The organism is Niastella sp. sgz303648, from assembly GCF_059587045.1.
In genome coordinates this window covers 1-15,506 of sequence record NZ_JCAPSW010000025.1, presented here as the reverse complement: position 1 = coordinate 15,506, position 15,506 = coordinate 1, and the positions used below count along the sequence as shown (strand labels likewise).

The 15,506-nt window shown below is 38.5% G+C and carries 14 protein-coding genes; 3 read left to right on the top strand and 11 right to left on the bottom strand.

Translation table 11 applies throughout. From position 1 onward, the window contains the following. Nucleotides 1-23 precede the first annotated feature (23 nt). The 5 genes from AC59IL_RS36565 to AC59IL_RS36545 are packed head-to-tail and all read right to left on the bottom strand — an operon-like array spanning nucleotide 24 to nucleotide 4,572. Nucleotides 24-941 carry an amidohydrolase family protein gene (locus AC59IL_RS36565; protein WP_496557204.1) on the bottom strand — a complete coding sequence of 306 codons (918 nt, stop codon included), beginning with the start codon at nucleotides 939-941 and terminating at the stop codon, nucleotides 24-26. Continuing rightward, nucleotides 938-2,593, bottom strand: a complete 1,656-nt coding sequence (locus AC59IL_RS36560; RefSeq protein ID WP_496557203.1) for an AMP-binding protein — start codon at nucleotides 2,591-2,593, stop codon at nucleotides 938-940. Before AC59IL_RS36560 ends, AC59IL_RS36565 begins: the two co-directional genes overlap by 4 nt. Nucleotides 2,594-2,598: 5 nt before the next feature. Beyond that, on the bottom strand, nucleotides 2,599-2,898 hold the full coding sequence (locus tag AC59IL_RS36555) for an acyl carrier protein (protein WP_496557202.1): 300 nt from the start codon (nucleotides 2,896-2,898) through the stop codon (nucleotides 2,599-2,601). Between the two features lie 14 nt (nucleotides 2,899-2,912). Further along, complete coding sequence (locus AC59IL_RS36550; protein WP_496557201.1) at nucleotides 2,913-3,623, bottom strand: formyltransferase family protein; 711 nt, start codon at nucleotides 3,621-3,623, stop codon at nucleotides 2,913-2,915. Nucleotides 3,624-3,633: 10 nt separating this feature from the next. Continuing rightward, nucleotides 3,634-4,572 (bottom strand): chlorinating enzyme, encoded by a 939-nt coding sequence (locus AC59IL_RS36545; RefSeq protein WP_496557200.1) that lies wholly within the window; start codon nucleotides 4,570-4,572, stop codon nucleotides 3,634-3,636. A 171-nt stretch (nucleotides 4,573-4,743) separates the two neighbouring features. Here AC59IL_RS36545 and AC59IL_RS36540 point away from each other — a divergent pair, with 171 nt between their 5' ends. Both AC59IL_RS36540 and AC59IL_RS36535 read left to right on the top strand, forming a co-directional pair. After that, a complete protein-coding gene (locus tag AC59IL_RS36540; RefSeq protein ID WP_496557199.1) occupies nucleotides 4,744-5,304 on the top strand; it encodes an alpha/beta fold hydrolase in 561 nt (186 codons plus the stop codon). Between the two features lie 20 nt (nucleotides 5,305-5,324). Then, entirely contained in the window at nucleotides 5,325-6,116 is a 792-nt protein-coding gene (locus AC59IL_RS36535) for a serine aminopeptidase domain-containing protein (RefSeq protein WP_496557198.1), read from the top strand. On the opposite strand, the gene AC59IL_RS36530 is transcribed toward AC59IL_RS36535, so the two are convergent. Beyond that, complete coding sequence (locus tag AC59IL_RS36530; RefSeq protein WP_496557197.1) at nucleotides 6,105-6,641, bottom strand: UpxY family transcription antiterminator; 537 nt, start codon at nucleotides 6,639-6,641, stop codon at nucleotides 6,105-6,107. The two genes, AC59IL_RS36535 and AC59IL_RS36530, sit on opposite strands and share 12 nt — an antisense overlap. 764 nt (nucleotides 6,642-7,405) lie before the next feature. On the opposite strand from AC59IL_RS36530, the gene AC59IL_RS36525 reads away from it, so the two are divergent. Further along, the gene (locus AC59IL_RS36525) at nucleotides 7,406-8,440 is read left to right on the top strand and encodes an LLM class flavin-dependent oxidoreductase (RefSeq protein ID WP_496557196.1); all 1,035 of its coding nucleotides are present in this window, start codon (nucleotides 7,406-7,408) and stop codon (nucleotides 8,438-8,440) included. Nucleotides 8,441-8,451: 11 nt separating this feature from the next. Here the strand turns inward: AC59IL_RS36525 and AC59IL_RS36520 are convergent, their stop codons facing one another. The 5 genes from AC59IL_RS36520 to AC59IL_RS36500 form a co-directional block, all read right to left on the bottom strand. Continuing rightward, the gene (locus AC59IL_RS36520; protein ID WP_496557195.1) at nucleotides 8,452-9,996 is read right to left on the bottom strand and encodes a non-ribosomal peptide synthetase; all 1,545 of its coding nucleotides are present in this window, start codon (nucleotides 9,994-9,996) and stop codon (nucleotides 8,452-8,454) included. Between the two features lie 9 nt (nucleotides 9,997-10,005). Further along, a complete protein-coding gene (locus tag AC59IL_RS36515) occupies nucleotides 10,006-10,767 on the bottom strand; it encodes a hypothetical protein (protein WP_496557194.1) in 762 nt (253 codons plus the stop codon). 75 nt (nucleotides 10,768-10,842) lie between these two features. Then, entirely contained in the window at nucleotides 10,843-12,291 is a 1,449-nt protein-coding gene (locus tag AC59IL_RS36510) for a cation:proton antiporter domain-containing protein (RefSeq protein ID WP_496557193.1), read from the bottom strand. 385 nt (nucleotides 12,292-12,676) lie between these two features. Then, nucleotides 12,677-13,936, bottom strand: a complete 1,260-nt coding sequence (locus tag AC59IL_RS36505; RefSeq protein ID WP_496557192.1) for a glycoside hydrolase 5 family protein — start codon at nucleotides 13,934-13,936, stop codon at nucleotides 12,677-12,679. Nucleotides 13,937-14,435: 499 nt separating this feature from the next. After that, entirely contained in the window at nucleotides 14,436-15,047 is a 612-nt protein-coding gene (locus tag AC59IL_RS36500) for a fibronectin type III domain-containing protein (RefSeq protein ID WP_496557191.1), read from the bottom strand. Nucleotides 15,048-15,506 lie beyond the last annotated feature (459 nt).

The window sequence follows — 15,506 nt, the reverse complement described above, 5'->3', positions numbered from 1 at the left end:
AAGTTCGATTTGACTAAATAAGGCTATTTCTTTGCAGTTAAACTGCTATGCAGATTGTGATGCTCTCTGAATATGCGGGTAGCATCAAACATATTTTTTATCTGGCCGTCTGAAAACCCATTTGCCTTAAACAAGGCGCCAATGGCGGTTATATGTTCACGAACAGGTGTCATGAGGTTGAATAAAGGCCAGTCAGAGCCATATACAATTTTTTCCGAAAATTGAAGCAGTTCTTCTTTTTGAAGGTCCTGAAACGGATTTATATTATTGTTCAGGAATAATTGAATTCCTGCAATATCAAAATATACATTTGGATGGGTAAGCAATTCTGTCATACCGGGTTCTTTCAACTGATAACCTGCATGGGCCAAAATAAATTGAATATCAGGGAAACAACTTACCACCGGAATTGCATTTTTTACCTTACTGAACTCTTTATCGAGCGTTTCCAATGAATTGCCGGTGTGAATGAGAACCGGTAATTGGTGACTTTGACAATATTCATAAATCCTGTTCAAAGATGGATGGTTCATTGAATAACCCATAGGCGGGTACAGCTTCAGCCCTCTGAATCCATAGGTTTCTACACTCTTTATAAATAGCTCGTAACAATCTCTTCGCCGGGGATCAATTCCTGCAAACACCATAAACCTATCTGAAAATTGTTTTAGAATATTGCCATGAAGTTTATAAATTTCCTCTATTGACATTTCCGGCGGCTCCATTCCAATACAGCTATCAATAATCAGCAATACAGATCTTTCTATTCCCGCTTTATCCATTTGCCGTACGTGCCGGCCACCATCTTTATCATTCAAAATGGCTTTCAGAAGCTGGTTCAGTTTTGATGAGGATATTTCCTGATTCTCGGCAAGCATACCCTGCAGGTAAGACGGGGAATATATCTTATGCCAGGCAAGATGAGTATGGATGTCGATCATAAAGCAATTGCTGCCGGTGAATCAGGAACTGAATAGAATGTATAAGATCTTTTCTCTTCGATTATCTTACTCCTTCTTATTTTTAAAGTACCTGTCATGAATCCATTTTCTGCACGCCAAACATTATAATCTACAGCAACTGCGCCTATCCTTTCGTAGTTCTTTAATTTTTTATTCAGCGATTCTATGGTGTGTAATATATCATTGGTGGTGAAATGGGCATCTGTAGCCAGAATGGCCTTTAAAGATTTACCTGTGTCTGAAAAAACAACAGCATAATTAATTCCTTCACACTGCATTAGTTTTTCTTCAATAACACCGGAAAATATTTTCAGTCCATTTTCCAAAACAATCACTTCATCTTTTCTTCCATTCAGAAACAGATAACCGTCTTTATCGAGGTAACCGATATCTCCTGTATGTATGTAATCCTGCTCATCTACGTTCAAAATATCCTTGTTATAGTCATGATAATAATTCTTATTCAACTTTAGCAATACCTCTCCATCTTCTGCAATTTTTACATCCGGCCCGGGTTTGCCAACGCTGCCAATTCTGAAATTCCAGTGTGAGCTCATTGAAATGATGCCGGTTTCACTCTGCCCATATGATTCCAGTATTTTAACGCCTACATTATAAAACATTCTGATTGTATCAAGATTTGACTTTGCGCTACCAACAATAAAATAATTTGCCTTACCGCCATACAATTTTTTAATATCAGAAAACAAATACCTGTCAAAAATAACCTTCACAACATTCAGGTTTGATCCCCTGTTAATTCCTGTTTTGTTGTAAAACCGGTAAACCTTTTTTTTAAATGGAGGAAATTTTTCGACCTTCTCCCGTATTCTACCGGCTATAAAATCATAGATAGCCGGTACTGATACCATTACATTTGGCTTTTCAGTTATGATATGTTTGATACAATTTGCTTCGTTCGAAAGAATAATGTTGATTTTATTAATAAAAGCCATTTTAACCAGCGTACGTTGCTGAATATGGGAAAAAGGCATAAAAATGATCAGCTTGTTGTTTTTCCCCGACCAAAAGGTAAACCGGTATAAAATTGCTTTAAGCATTTTTTGAATAAAACCGGGATCATCATTTGTTTTCGTACAAAGCAATCTCACTTTCTTAGGATGCCTGGATGTTCCGGAGGTATAGCCGGCCCCATACTCATCTAAAATATTCATTTGAACAGGTTCGCTGTCATCAACTGAAATTTTTTGGATATCGTTCGGTTCGAAAGCATTGCAGTTAAAATAATACAGCATTCCCTGTTTTAATTCTTTCACCTTTTCTTTCAGGGAATAATCAGCCAACACGATATCGAGTTGCTCTGCGGCAGCAATTTCATTGATCTCATCTACATCAGCGTGCTCCTGAAGACCAATAGTCACAAACCCGCCTTTCAAACAGGCCAGATCAAAGACCATCCAGCTATAACTTATCGGGCCAATAATACCAACCTTCAATGTTTCATTTTTTGCGCCTCCTTTTATTGCATTAATAATCCTGATTGAATGGTCGATATCGTTAGATAACTCCTTCCAGGTCTTACGGCATCTTTTATTCCCTTCAAAATAGACAACATATTTTTTAGTTGATTGAATCAAATCTGTAAATATTTTGTCCACATCAGTTTTCATAATTGCTACATTAATTTATTTACAATATCAACGATATCCTGAATAGTATTGATCGATGACAAATCTTCCACTTCATCTATTATCTCCTCAATATCTTTATCCAGTATTTCCTCCAAACTCAGGACCAGGTTCATGAACTTAATGGAGTCAAATCCTAAATCTTTCAAATTAGTTGAAAGCTCCAACTCAACATTACCTGATTCCTCGTCCAGATTTTTTTTTATAATCTCAATAACCTTCGCGTAAATTTCCTGCTGCGATTTCTTTTTCTCCTTTTTACCTAACCCTATTAATTTTTTAAACATATAGGTTGTATTTATCACATTTTAAAAGTCGGATCGTCTTTGCATTTACGAATGATTGAATCCAATTCCTTAAACCAAAATTTAAAGATGCCCAGCCTGGTGGCTCTCTTAAAGTTGGCCTGATTGCTAAAACGCCCTATGTTGTTCAAATCCCGATAAGCATATAACCTGGATTCAAAATTTGTCACATCAACTTCACACAATTCTCCCGAAATAATTTTGTGGATATTTTTCCTGTAAATAAGTGAACAATGATCAATTCCTTTTAACATCACGTCCTGAAATGTATCATTGGGGCTTATACTGAATTTCAATATGTCATAACAAATCCCGGTATCGATACCTTCGTCAACCTTATGAAAAGATGCGCCATATTCCATTTCGCCATTCAATATCGCAAAGAGGATGCACACTTCTGGCAATCCCCTGTATTTTGGCAATATACCATTGTGAACATTATATATTCTTATCTGATGCAGCCTCAGAATAATCTCTTTGAATATCTGGCCGTTATTAATGGATATAATTATATTGTCGGTTAAGCGATGTTGTATTGATTCATGTTCTTCATTGATATCCTGTGTTATTTTATACTCCAATTGCTGTTTCTTCAAAAAATCAACAATATCAGCATTACTACAAAATACATAGTCAACCGGGTGACCAGATTCAATTGAATATTTTAAAGCATCTTTTAATAAAGCGCCGTCTCCAACAAAAATCATAATATGTTGATTATACTAAACTGCCCTCTCTGGTTATCTCTTCAATTTCAGCTTCACTTAGTGCTACGGGTACAACATCAAACTTTCTTCCGTTTAAATTTTCTGTTGTTAACTTATTAAATCCATACTTATCCTGCCCCGATACTAAAACAGCTCTGTAATTGTCCAGGTTATATTTTTCTCCATGGTCACACACTTCGGTCAATCCGGGGAAAATTTTTGTAGAACCGGAAACGTATCTGATGTTTGTACTGTAACGTGTTGAATCTTTCGTAACATTGGGGTTTGATCCATGAACACATTTTGTGGTAAAAATAACGGCTTCCCCAGGTTCCATTTCCATATGAACGGCTTTTGCTTCATCCGGCTGCCAATCGGCGTCATACTTTAAATCAGCAAATTCATATCCATAAAAGCCGGTACTTTCCATGTCAATTTTCTTGTTAAAGGGCTTCGATTCGTCGAAATACATTCTTGCATTGGAGCCTGGGAGGAACTTCATGCATCCATTTTCTTTGGTTGCTTTAGAAAAAGCGATCCACACAGTTAGCACAATTCCCCATTTATCCCTTATCATTGGTATTAACTGGGGAGAGTTGTTATTTGCATAAGCAAAATCCTCCACCTGATGCCACTCTGTTCCCTTTGCCCCCGGCGATTTGGAAAACACCTCTGTACGCCAACATAATATGTCGGGACCTATAATGCTTTGCACCTTATGAACAATTCGTGGATGGGTGATATACTCAGAAATCAAATCAACGTCCAAATGGCGATCATAATGGAATTTATTCTCTTCATACACTTTACTCTTTTCAAGAAATAAAGACTTTCTAATCTTCTTCCATCTTTCGATGGCATCGTCCTTTTCAAATACTTTAAACGGTCCCCAAAAACCATTTTTTAAAAATGAGGCTCTTTCTTCGCTGGTCAGTTTAAAATTTTCCATATAATAGTTTTTTTTATAGAAATTGAAATGAATATTAATTTACATTACCTCACCAGACATCATACATTCAAATAGAAACTGATAATTATGATAGAAACGCCGATTATAATTTCCGATTCAGGGGCTTCAATATTTGGCATTTTAAGAACATCAGGTGCATGTAAAAAATTAATGCTTCTGATTCCTGCAACTACAGGTACGAGGATAGGCCCACAAAGAATTTATGTTGAAATCGCCAGAGAAATTTTGAACAATAACATCGCCTCCTTTGCTGTTGACATTCCTCCTAATGGCGATAGCGTTGATGAAAACCTACCCTACTTTTCGGGAACTCCGCTGGAAATAGACAATCAGTATTATACCCATTATTTAAAAATGATCACCACTTATTTTGAAAAGCACTATGCTTATAATGAGATCATATTGTGCAGCATTTCGGTAGGCTGTTTACCCATTCTTCATTATGCTACAGGAAATCAGTACAAGCGACTCATCCTTCTTTCCCCTACTCAAACAATACCCGAAACATTAATTTCGCCTGTTCATGTTTTAAATATTTTTGGCGAAAAAGATCAAACACTAAGCGAATCGCGAATTTTCTGGAACAGGTGTCATTTTTCATCCTACACAGAAAAAATTATTATTGGATCAGATCACAGTTTTTTTGGATGGCGTTTTAAAAGAGATGTATGTAAAGCCATAGCACATTGGACAAACGAACCTGTCATTTAATTTAACTATTATTATACTATATGAAAGAAGAAGCAAGTTTTTTAAAAACTTTTGACAACAGATATCTTTTTATCTATTCGCATTATCCCACAACGCCCAATGGTGAGGCCTTTATATTTTTAAACCCGATACTTGACGAAAAAAAGAAAGTGCATATATTCCAGGCCACAACCGCCCGCGCCCTATGTCAATTAGGTTATTTTGTGCTTCGGTTTGATTATTATGGTACCGGCGACAGCGGAGGCGAATTATTCGAAATGGACTTTTGTCAGATTGTCGAAGACATAAAATATTTATCAGATTATATAAAAAACAAACATGCACTTCTTGCTGTCAAGCTTCTTGGAATACGATTTGGCGCTGATCTGGCGGTACTGGTGAGCCCGACCCGGGAATTTATCACCGATCTATATTTAATAGAACCAACAATTGATGGCGCCCGTTATCTTGTTGAACAAAGAATTAGAAAGAAACTGTCTTATAAACTGAAGAATATGGGTAATCCTGAAGAAAGCATTACCATAAATGGTAAATTATACGAGGATTTTCAGGGATTCCCTATGTCAACGGCAAACACCGGATTTATTGAAAACATGCAGGCCGAACAGATAAAAATAAGCGGCCGAAAAGTTTATCTGTTCACTATAAATGCAGTTAATACTAATGATAAGATCAAGAGTTTAATCAACGCACTTTCTACTTGTAATGATATTATGCTAAAACAGGTAAACTGTAAAGAATTTTGGACAATATTCGAAATAACAGATACTTCGGCATTAACGGATGAAATTGCAAACCCGCTAATCCACTAAACCATGGCCCAATACATTCGTAACAGGCGATACCATATCGGCTGATACATGAACTGAAACAGCCCGATTTAAACAATTTATCGTCACCACCAATCGCAATTTTCCATCAAATCTTTCCAAAATTCCTTCAACGCCCATAAAGGGCCCTCGTGTAATTTTAACTTTATTTCCGGGATGAAAAAAGTCCTGGTGGTGAACTTTTACATCGCCGCTTAGTAATTTCTTTATGTCTTCAATCATCTCATTTTTTATTATCGCAAGCTCACCACCAAAAGAAATATATTTTATAATACGTTTAATCTGCAATGCCTGATATCTCTCAACATTTGAGGAGTAAATAAAAATGTAATTCGGAAAAAGAGGCGTTAGAATTTTCTTTTTACGATCGCTCCAGTTTCGCACAACAGCATGTAAGGGCAAAAATGAAGTAATCTGCAATTTTTCAAGGTCTTTTTGCACGCTTTTTTCAGCATTTGGAAATGTGTAAGCAACATACCAGTTCCTGGTAGCCAATGTAGATCCCATAAATTCTAATTTTGAATTCTTAATTTGAATGTGATGTATTCAGAGTGTGTTCCAATTGCCTGAGTTGGCAATTACAGCGATGTTTAAAAAACATTTAAGTCTGATCACAAAATAGAATTGACCGCCTGACTGGAGTTATATCGGGTAATTAACAAGTGCGTTATGTGATGTTTTTTGACACGGCTATCGCTAATGCAACTCCCACATTGCTTTATTAAGAAAACATACAAATCTGATCACAAAATAGAATTGACCACCCTACTGAAGTTATATCGGGTAATTAAACAAGTACATCAAGTGATTATGATTTTTTGGCACAGCTATCGCTAATGCAACCCACACATTGCTTTTACTGAATGAAAAAATAATTAAAATGGAAATACAAGTGAGAATTTCAAGTGGAATCAAAAGGGACGGGATCAAAAATTGAACTAAGAAAATTTCAAATTAAAAATAGAAAAAAATCAATTACACAACAACTTTAAAATTAAAAAAATATTCGATCTTACTAAAGAGTTAGACACATCATTCACATTAGCCCAAAAGAATATATTTTAAATGTCTTGTAAAATATTTTGTCAGCGTGATAACGACTGTTTGTAAACTATCATTAATGATAAGCTTTTGTAACTGTAATTTTCAGGTGCTAATTATTTGTACCTTTTCATACGTAACATAAATCAATTGAAGAGAAAAGCATTTGTATTTATGTATGGCATAAAGAAATACTCAAGTCAATATTCAGGAAAGCTAAATAAAAACTTATGAATATTTATCTACCAGATCGCACAGTAAATCTATTTACAGTTTTGCATCGAAGTGATGAAGTGCAATCATACGGCTTCAGTGACCTTTTGGATATAATAAATCTTAGTGAGGAATACGGCTATACCGGATTATTATTATTTGAGAGCAACAGAGGTAACATTGAGCCCTGGGTTTTCGCACAAATTGTTTTAAGCCGCACAAAGAATCTTTGTCCTTTTATTGCTGTTAACCCGGTGTACATGCACCCTTTTACGGTAGCAAAAAAAATACTATCCTTAAGCAAATTTTACAATAGAAAAATTTTTATCAACTTTATTTCCGGCGCTTCAAAAAGTGATCTGTTCAGCCTTGGAGACAATCTTGAAAAAGAACAACGCTACAAAAGATTAAGTGAATATATTCAGATTGTAGATCTTTTATTGCGCTCAGGGAAAAGCTTAAATTTTTCAGGTAATTATTACACTATAAATCGGTTGTCGTTATCTGATAAACTTCCTGAAGAATTTCTTCCCGGGTATTTTATTGCCGGTGCTTCCATTCAGGCTAAAGAATTAAACGAAACATTTTCTTCATCCTCATTTCATATGGCAAGCGATTCTGATCATCAAAGCACCTACACTCAAATTCAACCGCTTCAAAAAAAGGGAATACATTTTGGACTAATAACGAGGCCGACAAAAGAGGAGGCAAAAAATAAGTTTAATGAACTATTTAAAAACGATGAAGATGGAGAGGATATGCTTAAATATTCAATGTCCAATACAGATGCTACCTGGAAAAAGAATTTGTATGAAAGTACCAATACTAATTTCAATGAAACCTATACTTTATTTCCATTCAGAAATTTCAAATCGGATTGTCCTTATTTTGTAGGGGATTATGATCAGGTTGGCAGTGTAATTGAAAAATATATTCAGGAAGGAGTAAGTTCATTAGTAATTGAAATTCCCGGCATAAAAGAAGAATTTGAACATGTAAAAAATTCCCTGCAAGCTGCGAAAGACCGGATACTACATCAATATAGCAAATGATTGCACATTCACTATTTGTTCTTCTTTAACAGCTGCCGGTCTATTTTGCCCCCTCCTGTCAATGGCAAAACCTCTAATTGGATCAGAGCAGACGGTATCATATAGTCAGGCAACTTGTTCCTTAAATAAACCAGTACTTCTTCCCGGTCATAATCCGGCCCTGTTACAACATAACCCAGCAGCTGATTTCCCCTCTGTACGTCTTCTGATATTACTACTACACATTGCCGAATCCCGGGAGCATTCGTCAACACCATTTCAACTTCTCCTAACTCGATCCGGAATCCCCGAACCTTAACCTGATCATCTGTACGTCCCAGATATTGAATGTTCCCATCGGGTAGCCATCGCGCCAGATCGCCTGTTTTATATAATCGTGCGCCCGGTTCCTTACCGAAAGGATCCGGAATGAATTTTTCCACTGTCAAGTCCGGTCGATTCCAATACCCGCGTGCAACCTGCGCTCCTCCAAGATACAATTCACCTTTTACGCCGATGGGAGCGGGTTCCAACCGCTCATCGAGTATATATGCCTGTACGTTACCTATTGGCCGGCCAATTGTTACTATTCCATTATTGTACACCGAATTAACCGACCATGTAGAACACACGGTATTTTCTGTTGGTCCGTAGCAATTGACCACCCGTATCCCTTCTTCATTTAATTTCTTTGCCAGTTTGGGTATCAATGGTTCTCCTCCCGATACAACCGTTTTAACGCCAAACAATTTTTCTTTAAGCACCTGCTGAAAGCTGGGTGGCAATGTGATCAGCTCTATGCAATGCCGTTCCAGCGCATCGTATAACTGTTCAGGATCCATGATGACCGACCGGGAAACCAATACAAGGCAACCTCCATACAACAGTGTACAAAAAATTTCATAACACGAGGCATCAAAGCTCAACGAAGAAAACTGCAACACCCGTATTCCCGAACGCAAATGCAGCGCAGGCGCTTTACCCCGTACCATATTCACCACATTACGATGTTCTATCATCACCCCTTTGGGCAATCCGGTAGATCCGGATGTATAGATCATATAGGCCAACTGCGATGGACGCACCACGTCAGGCATTCCCTCTTCATATTCCTGCTGAACAATATCCATTTCCCCGTTCAGATAAATGATCCGGCAATCACACCCCTCCAGCGCTTTCATACAGGACTTACTGCTTAGCACTACCCGACAATCGCTATCATCTACCATATAACGAATACGGTCGGGCGGGTAATCAGGATCGAAAGGAACATATGCACATCCCGCTTTCAATATTCCCAATATCGCCACTATCATTTCCATTGAGCGTTCCATACAGATCCCAATCATCTGCTCCGGCTTCACTCCTCCTTTTTTTAAATAGCGCGCTACTCTACCGGAATAATCGTCCAGATCGCTGTAACTCATTTCTTCATCTTCATATACCAATGCTATTGCATTTCCGCGTTTCTGCACCTGTTCGGCAAACAGGTCAATTATATTTCGCTCAGGGCCATAGTCAACTTTATTGCAGCAAAATTCCTCCGTCAATGTGGAAGAGATTTCAGACTTCTGCATATTTTGAAGTTATTCGTATGCGTTTGCGTTGGATACCGGCAACAACAAATGCCGGGTCAGTTTTTCTTCCAGGTTTTCCAAACAATTGAAAAGATCATCAAATGAGTTTATAACAAAATACTCGTGTTGTAAATTAAAACTGTCATAGCTTGTTTTGAAAATATGGTCAATATCAAAACAATATTTAGGTATTTTTTTATCCTTAAAGTTTTCCATTTCACTGGAAGAAGTGAGAATAGCCGCTCCGTATGCGTTACATTCATCAAATTCTTTAATTAAACCCATTTCATACGTAAACCAATATAGCCTTCCCAGCAGTTCCACGGCTCTGTCATTATGCACATATTTTAATGCAATTATACTATAGGATGTAAGAAATTGGGTAAACTTTTCATTAGTCAACAAGGGTAAGTGTCCGCATACATCATGAAAAATATCCGGTTGTTCACTAAAATCCAGTTCAAATGGTTTTCGTATATATACCGTTACCGGATATTTTCTATTGCTAACCATATGAAAGAATTCTTTGGTAGGAATGAGCCCATTTACAGGTACCAGGGCCCATCCCGCTATTTTCATTAACACATCGCTCATCTCATCTATCTTTACAATCCGGTCGTTGCTCAACCCAAGCTTACCGAGACCACTTAAATATTCCTTAGAGATATTCGAGCTTTCGGATAACCGCTTTTGCCTTTTAAGCAGCGTAGACCAGGTTTTATGATCTTCAGCTGTATACATATCATACTTCTGAAAAAATAATTTTTCCATACGTATCTTTTATAGTTAACTAATATGTTTCCGGTAAAGTATTAATACAATTTTTGCGGTGTAAATCCTGATGGTTCACTTTTTCATTCCATCTTCCAATTGGTATTCCTGTGGTAATTCCTCAATCGAAGGGCTGTCTTTGTCTTTTATCTTATTAATGAGGTTCAATGCCGGATTAGTCATAAATGTAGTGACGAGTGCCATTAGTACCATCATGGTAAATATTTCGGGCGAGAGTATTCCCAACTCGTAACCGATGTTGAGCACCACCAGTTCTACCAGGCCTCTGGTATTCATTAATGCGCCTATTGATAAGCTATTCTTTAAAGATTCACGCATGAACATGGCGGCGAGAGCACTTCCGCCAAATTTTCCTGCAATGGCTACCAGCACAATGAGCGCGCAGCTGCCCCATAGCGATGAATTGTTCAGTAATCCCATCTGTGTTCGCAAACCGGTGTAGGCAAAGAACAAGGGAAGCAACATTACAAGCGCGAAGTCTTCGAGCTTATCGATCAGTTGTTTTCTGAACACCACATCTGCCGGCATAACAATACCTGCTAAAAATGCTCCGAATAACATGTGTATTCCAATTACTTCGCTGCACCAGGCACTTAACAGCAGTACCGTACAAACGATTGCAAGCGCCGGGCGATCGATCGTTTTTTTTTCAGTTTTTTTCTGTAATACCTTTCTGAGCAAAGGTTTCACGGCAAGGAACATCAGCGCAACATACAGGATTACAAATTGCAATGTGTACAGCGCATCGGTAATAGAACCTGCTTTTACGATGGCTATTACAATGGCCAGCAGACACCATGCCGTGATATCGTCAACAGCTGCACAGGAAATTACAATATCGCCAAGACGGGTATTGGAAAGCCCCCTTTCACGTATTATTCTTGCCAGCACCGGAAAAGCAGTAACACTCATGGCTATACCCATAAACAATGCAAATGCGAAAAAAGGAATATTGGCAGGTACGTATGTTTTATACAGGTACCAGGAAAGACCAACTCCCAGGCCGTAAGGAATAATAATGCTGGCGTGACTGATGACCAAAGCAGTACCGGCTTCTTTCCTGATCACATTCAGCCTGAGTTCCATGCCTATAACAAACATGAACAGTATGAGGCCTATCTGGCTCAATATCTGCAGGCTACCTAACGAGGACTTTGGAAATATGAATTCGCTAAAACCAGGAAATAAAGTTCCTGTAAGCGATGGTCCAAGTACAATACCGGCTATGATTTCACCAACTACAGTAGGTTGCCCCAGCTTTTGGAATAGCACACCACATAATCTTGCCACAACCAAAATAAGAGCGATCTGCAGAATAATGAGCGCCTGTATGTTCGAAAGCGCTTTTATAATACCTGAGGATGGCAGAACAGGTTGTACATGAACGCCTGAAAAACTGCTTCCGGACAAACCAGGACCATTACCTGCATTCAACATATACAGGATTATTGCCACCAGGCCACCGGCAAACAGGTAAAAAACAGCAATGGTTCGCACCTTCATAAAACAATGTTTAATCAAAAAAGGCCATTATGCTCCGTTCCCGGTTCCTGCATTTCATTGCAGGCGGGTGCAAATATTTTCTGTATTAAAAAAGGATGATTTGCAAAAAAAACAGCTTATCGCAGATGCATAGAATCTGATAAATCTTTACCTGAAATTCTATTAATGTTGTGGCAACGTTAGGGATTGCAATAGCTGTCGCTAAAGAAACTCACATGTTTACTTAATAAGTGGAAACCAAATTTTGGAGAAATGAAAATGGAATAAAACAACCAAAGTTTAATCGTATGTTAAGTTAATATATATTCGGAAATGAGCAAACGTTGAAATGTATATCTTTTATCAATAAACGTATACTACTGATTTATAACTATTTACTAAGTAACTACGAGTTGATGGTAAACGTTGTAATTAATTGCCAGGTACTGGCGTCGCTATCAAATACCGAATTCAATCCTTGCTCTTCCATAGGCGGGTCGCCGAGGTAATCGTTGCCCTGCTCCCAGAAGGTTTGCCCGGGTATGGGTTTTCCGATGCCTGCAAATGACCAGAAGTTTAAGCCCGCCAATACGCCATTATGAAGTTTACTGCGTTGCCATTGTTCCAGCAATAACCGGTAGTATTGGTCTCTTACAGTAGTAGGAGTATCAACACTGAATGCATGATGATCTCTGGGAATACCAAATTCTTCGATCACCAGGGGCTTGTTTAATTTTTCAGCCGCCAGTACATGCTTGTTTAAATAGGCAGTTGTTTTATCAATTACCCCGGGCAGATCCTGGTGTAATGTATTTTCTTTAAACCAACTCCAGTTCTTTGGCCAGATATGAATGGTGAGATAATCTATATTGTTATCGGCATGTAATTTTTCGTACAACGGCATGTCGTTGTCAATGGCCATAACGCCTTCATGACCGGTAGTGATGAGGTGATTTTTATCGAGCGACCTGATAAGCGAGGCGGTATTGCTGATAAATGTATAATAGTCGTCGTTGACAGCAGGCCGCATAGGTCTGGGCTCATTGACCAGTTCCCACGCCATGATGGCGGGATCTTCGCTATATTTTTTACCAGTGATGGTATTGGTGTGGGTAATAATGTGTTTTACCTGTTCGTAGTAATCCTGTATGCAGGGAGTGCAACCATAAAATTTACTGATAGCATCGCTCAGTTCAATCCTGTTCAGTTTACGTTGCATATCGGGCGTAGCAAGCAAGCCATTCCAGTTAAGGTATTGTAAAAAGCCGCCGCTCCACTCCCAGTTATTACTGAGAAAGATCACTGCTTTCAATTGCCGCTTACCCATTTCATATAGTAACAGATCAAGTCCTTTCAGTTGCTGTTCATCAAAAACACCCTTTTGCGGCTGCAGAGATGGCATAACCCGCTGAACGCCGTTTATCTGACCGGCACCTTCTACCCCACCTAATATACGCAAATTGGTAATGCCTTTTGCTTTCAGAAAATCGAGTTCCCGGCGCAACCGTTCTATGCCTTTTTCCGGGTCTTTTTTCAAACCAAGGTAAGGCCCATACCAGTAGTTGGCGCCTACAAAATACCAGGGAGTATTGCCCAGAAAAAACTGATGATTAACGCGGTAAATAAAAGGCGACGATGCGAATTGATCAGAGCGTGTATTTAACATTATTATTTATGAATTGTGCAAATAAGATATTTTAATAACCGGTGTATTCACGCAGTAAGTAACATGTAAGAATGAAAAACAGAGAGTGTTAATACTTCAGGATATAGCTATCGCTACAATGAGCCCAGATGCTATTGTAAAAAATAAAATTATGACTCAAACATGAAACCTTGAAGCGAAGCCGAAATTTCGCTTGCAAATCAAAGTGCTATCAGGAAATAACACTTTTAAAAATGTGTTTTTGCATATAGCAGGCGCACAGGAATCATTACATCCAAAATAATTTTTTTTATTTAATAAAAAAAATTATTTCAGTAAACATACATGTATAACACCGTTGATAATGCCGGAAGCCTGGGCCCGGCCGCCTGCCCGTTCAACTCACCTATAATGAATAATTTGTTTCAAAATGATATTTTCCCGATCCGGGCATATAAAACGGAAGTCCCGCCGATGGCGGAACTCCTGACTATTAAGTAATATGTTGGCTATTCATCTGTTACTGAACAACCCGCGAAGCAGGTGGAGAAGCAGACTCCTGGCCATTCAATCCTACAGCGATAACCTGAAACCAGTACTTCTCTTTCGATTTAAGACCTGTAAAGGTATAACCGGGATCGGTAGTGACCTTGTTAACCCATACATTGTCGCCCGTGAGCGGGTCGATTGTATACTGGTGAATGTACGCTTTGGCGCCTGCCACTCTTTTAACCCGGGTAACTGCTTCACCGGACCGGTCAACAGTTACCTTCAGTTCTTTAATAGCGGCCATTGCTTTTGTACCTCTTGCCCTGGCCAGTTCAAAACCGCTGCTGACCAACCTGGCAGGATCACCATTACAGGTAAGGGTTACATAATCGGCTATATCTGATAACAGGGAGATCACCCTGACCCGTATAGCCCTTTTAATAAACCGCATTTCTTCGTCGCCACCGCTTGCTTTGACATTGGCCTCCTGATACTCGGGGAGTAGTTTTTTAAGGTCAGCCAATGCGGCGGGTGGCTGAGGAAAATTTGGATTATTCTCCATTTTTCCTGTAACGCCGTATGAGAAACCGATCAAATCGTTATCACGGAGTTTTTTAAATCCGTTTGTGATATTGTGTGTCATGTTTTGACATTTTAGTTGTTAGGAAATAAAAATACCAGCTACTTAACAAAGCCTGTTACTTTATTGGCCAATAAAGTGCGTAACAAATGAAGGCATTGCATTACCTGTCCCGCTGAAGCGGGATTGGATCCATCGTACATATTACAAGTGGAAGTCGCATCGCGCCATCGCATCCTCGTTTCCGGTTTGCCGGTTTGCAGATGCAATGATTACCGATTGCAAGCTGCTTAGTTGTTTTGTGGAGCGGGAACGATAATGAACTTTGTCAATTGTAAGTACTCAAATGTTCGGTTATACATCACTGTTCATTTGTTCATAACAAAGATATGGAGGAAAAATACCGATTCAATCAGGCGCTTCCAAAAATGACACATTTTGCAACATAATGCTACATATTGCTACAAAATGATACACCATGACTCGTCCTACTATAACTATACAGGTTTTTAAATAATCCTG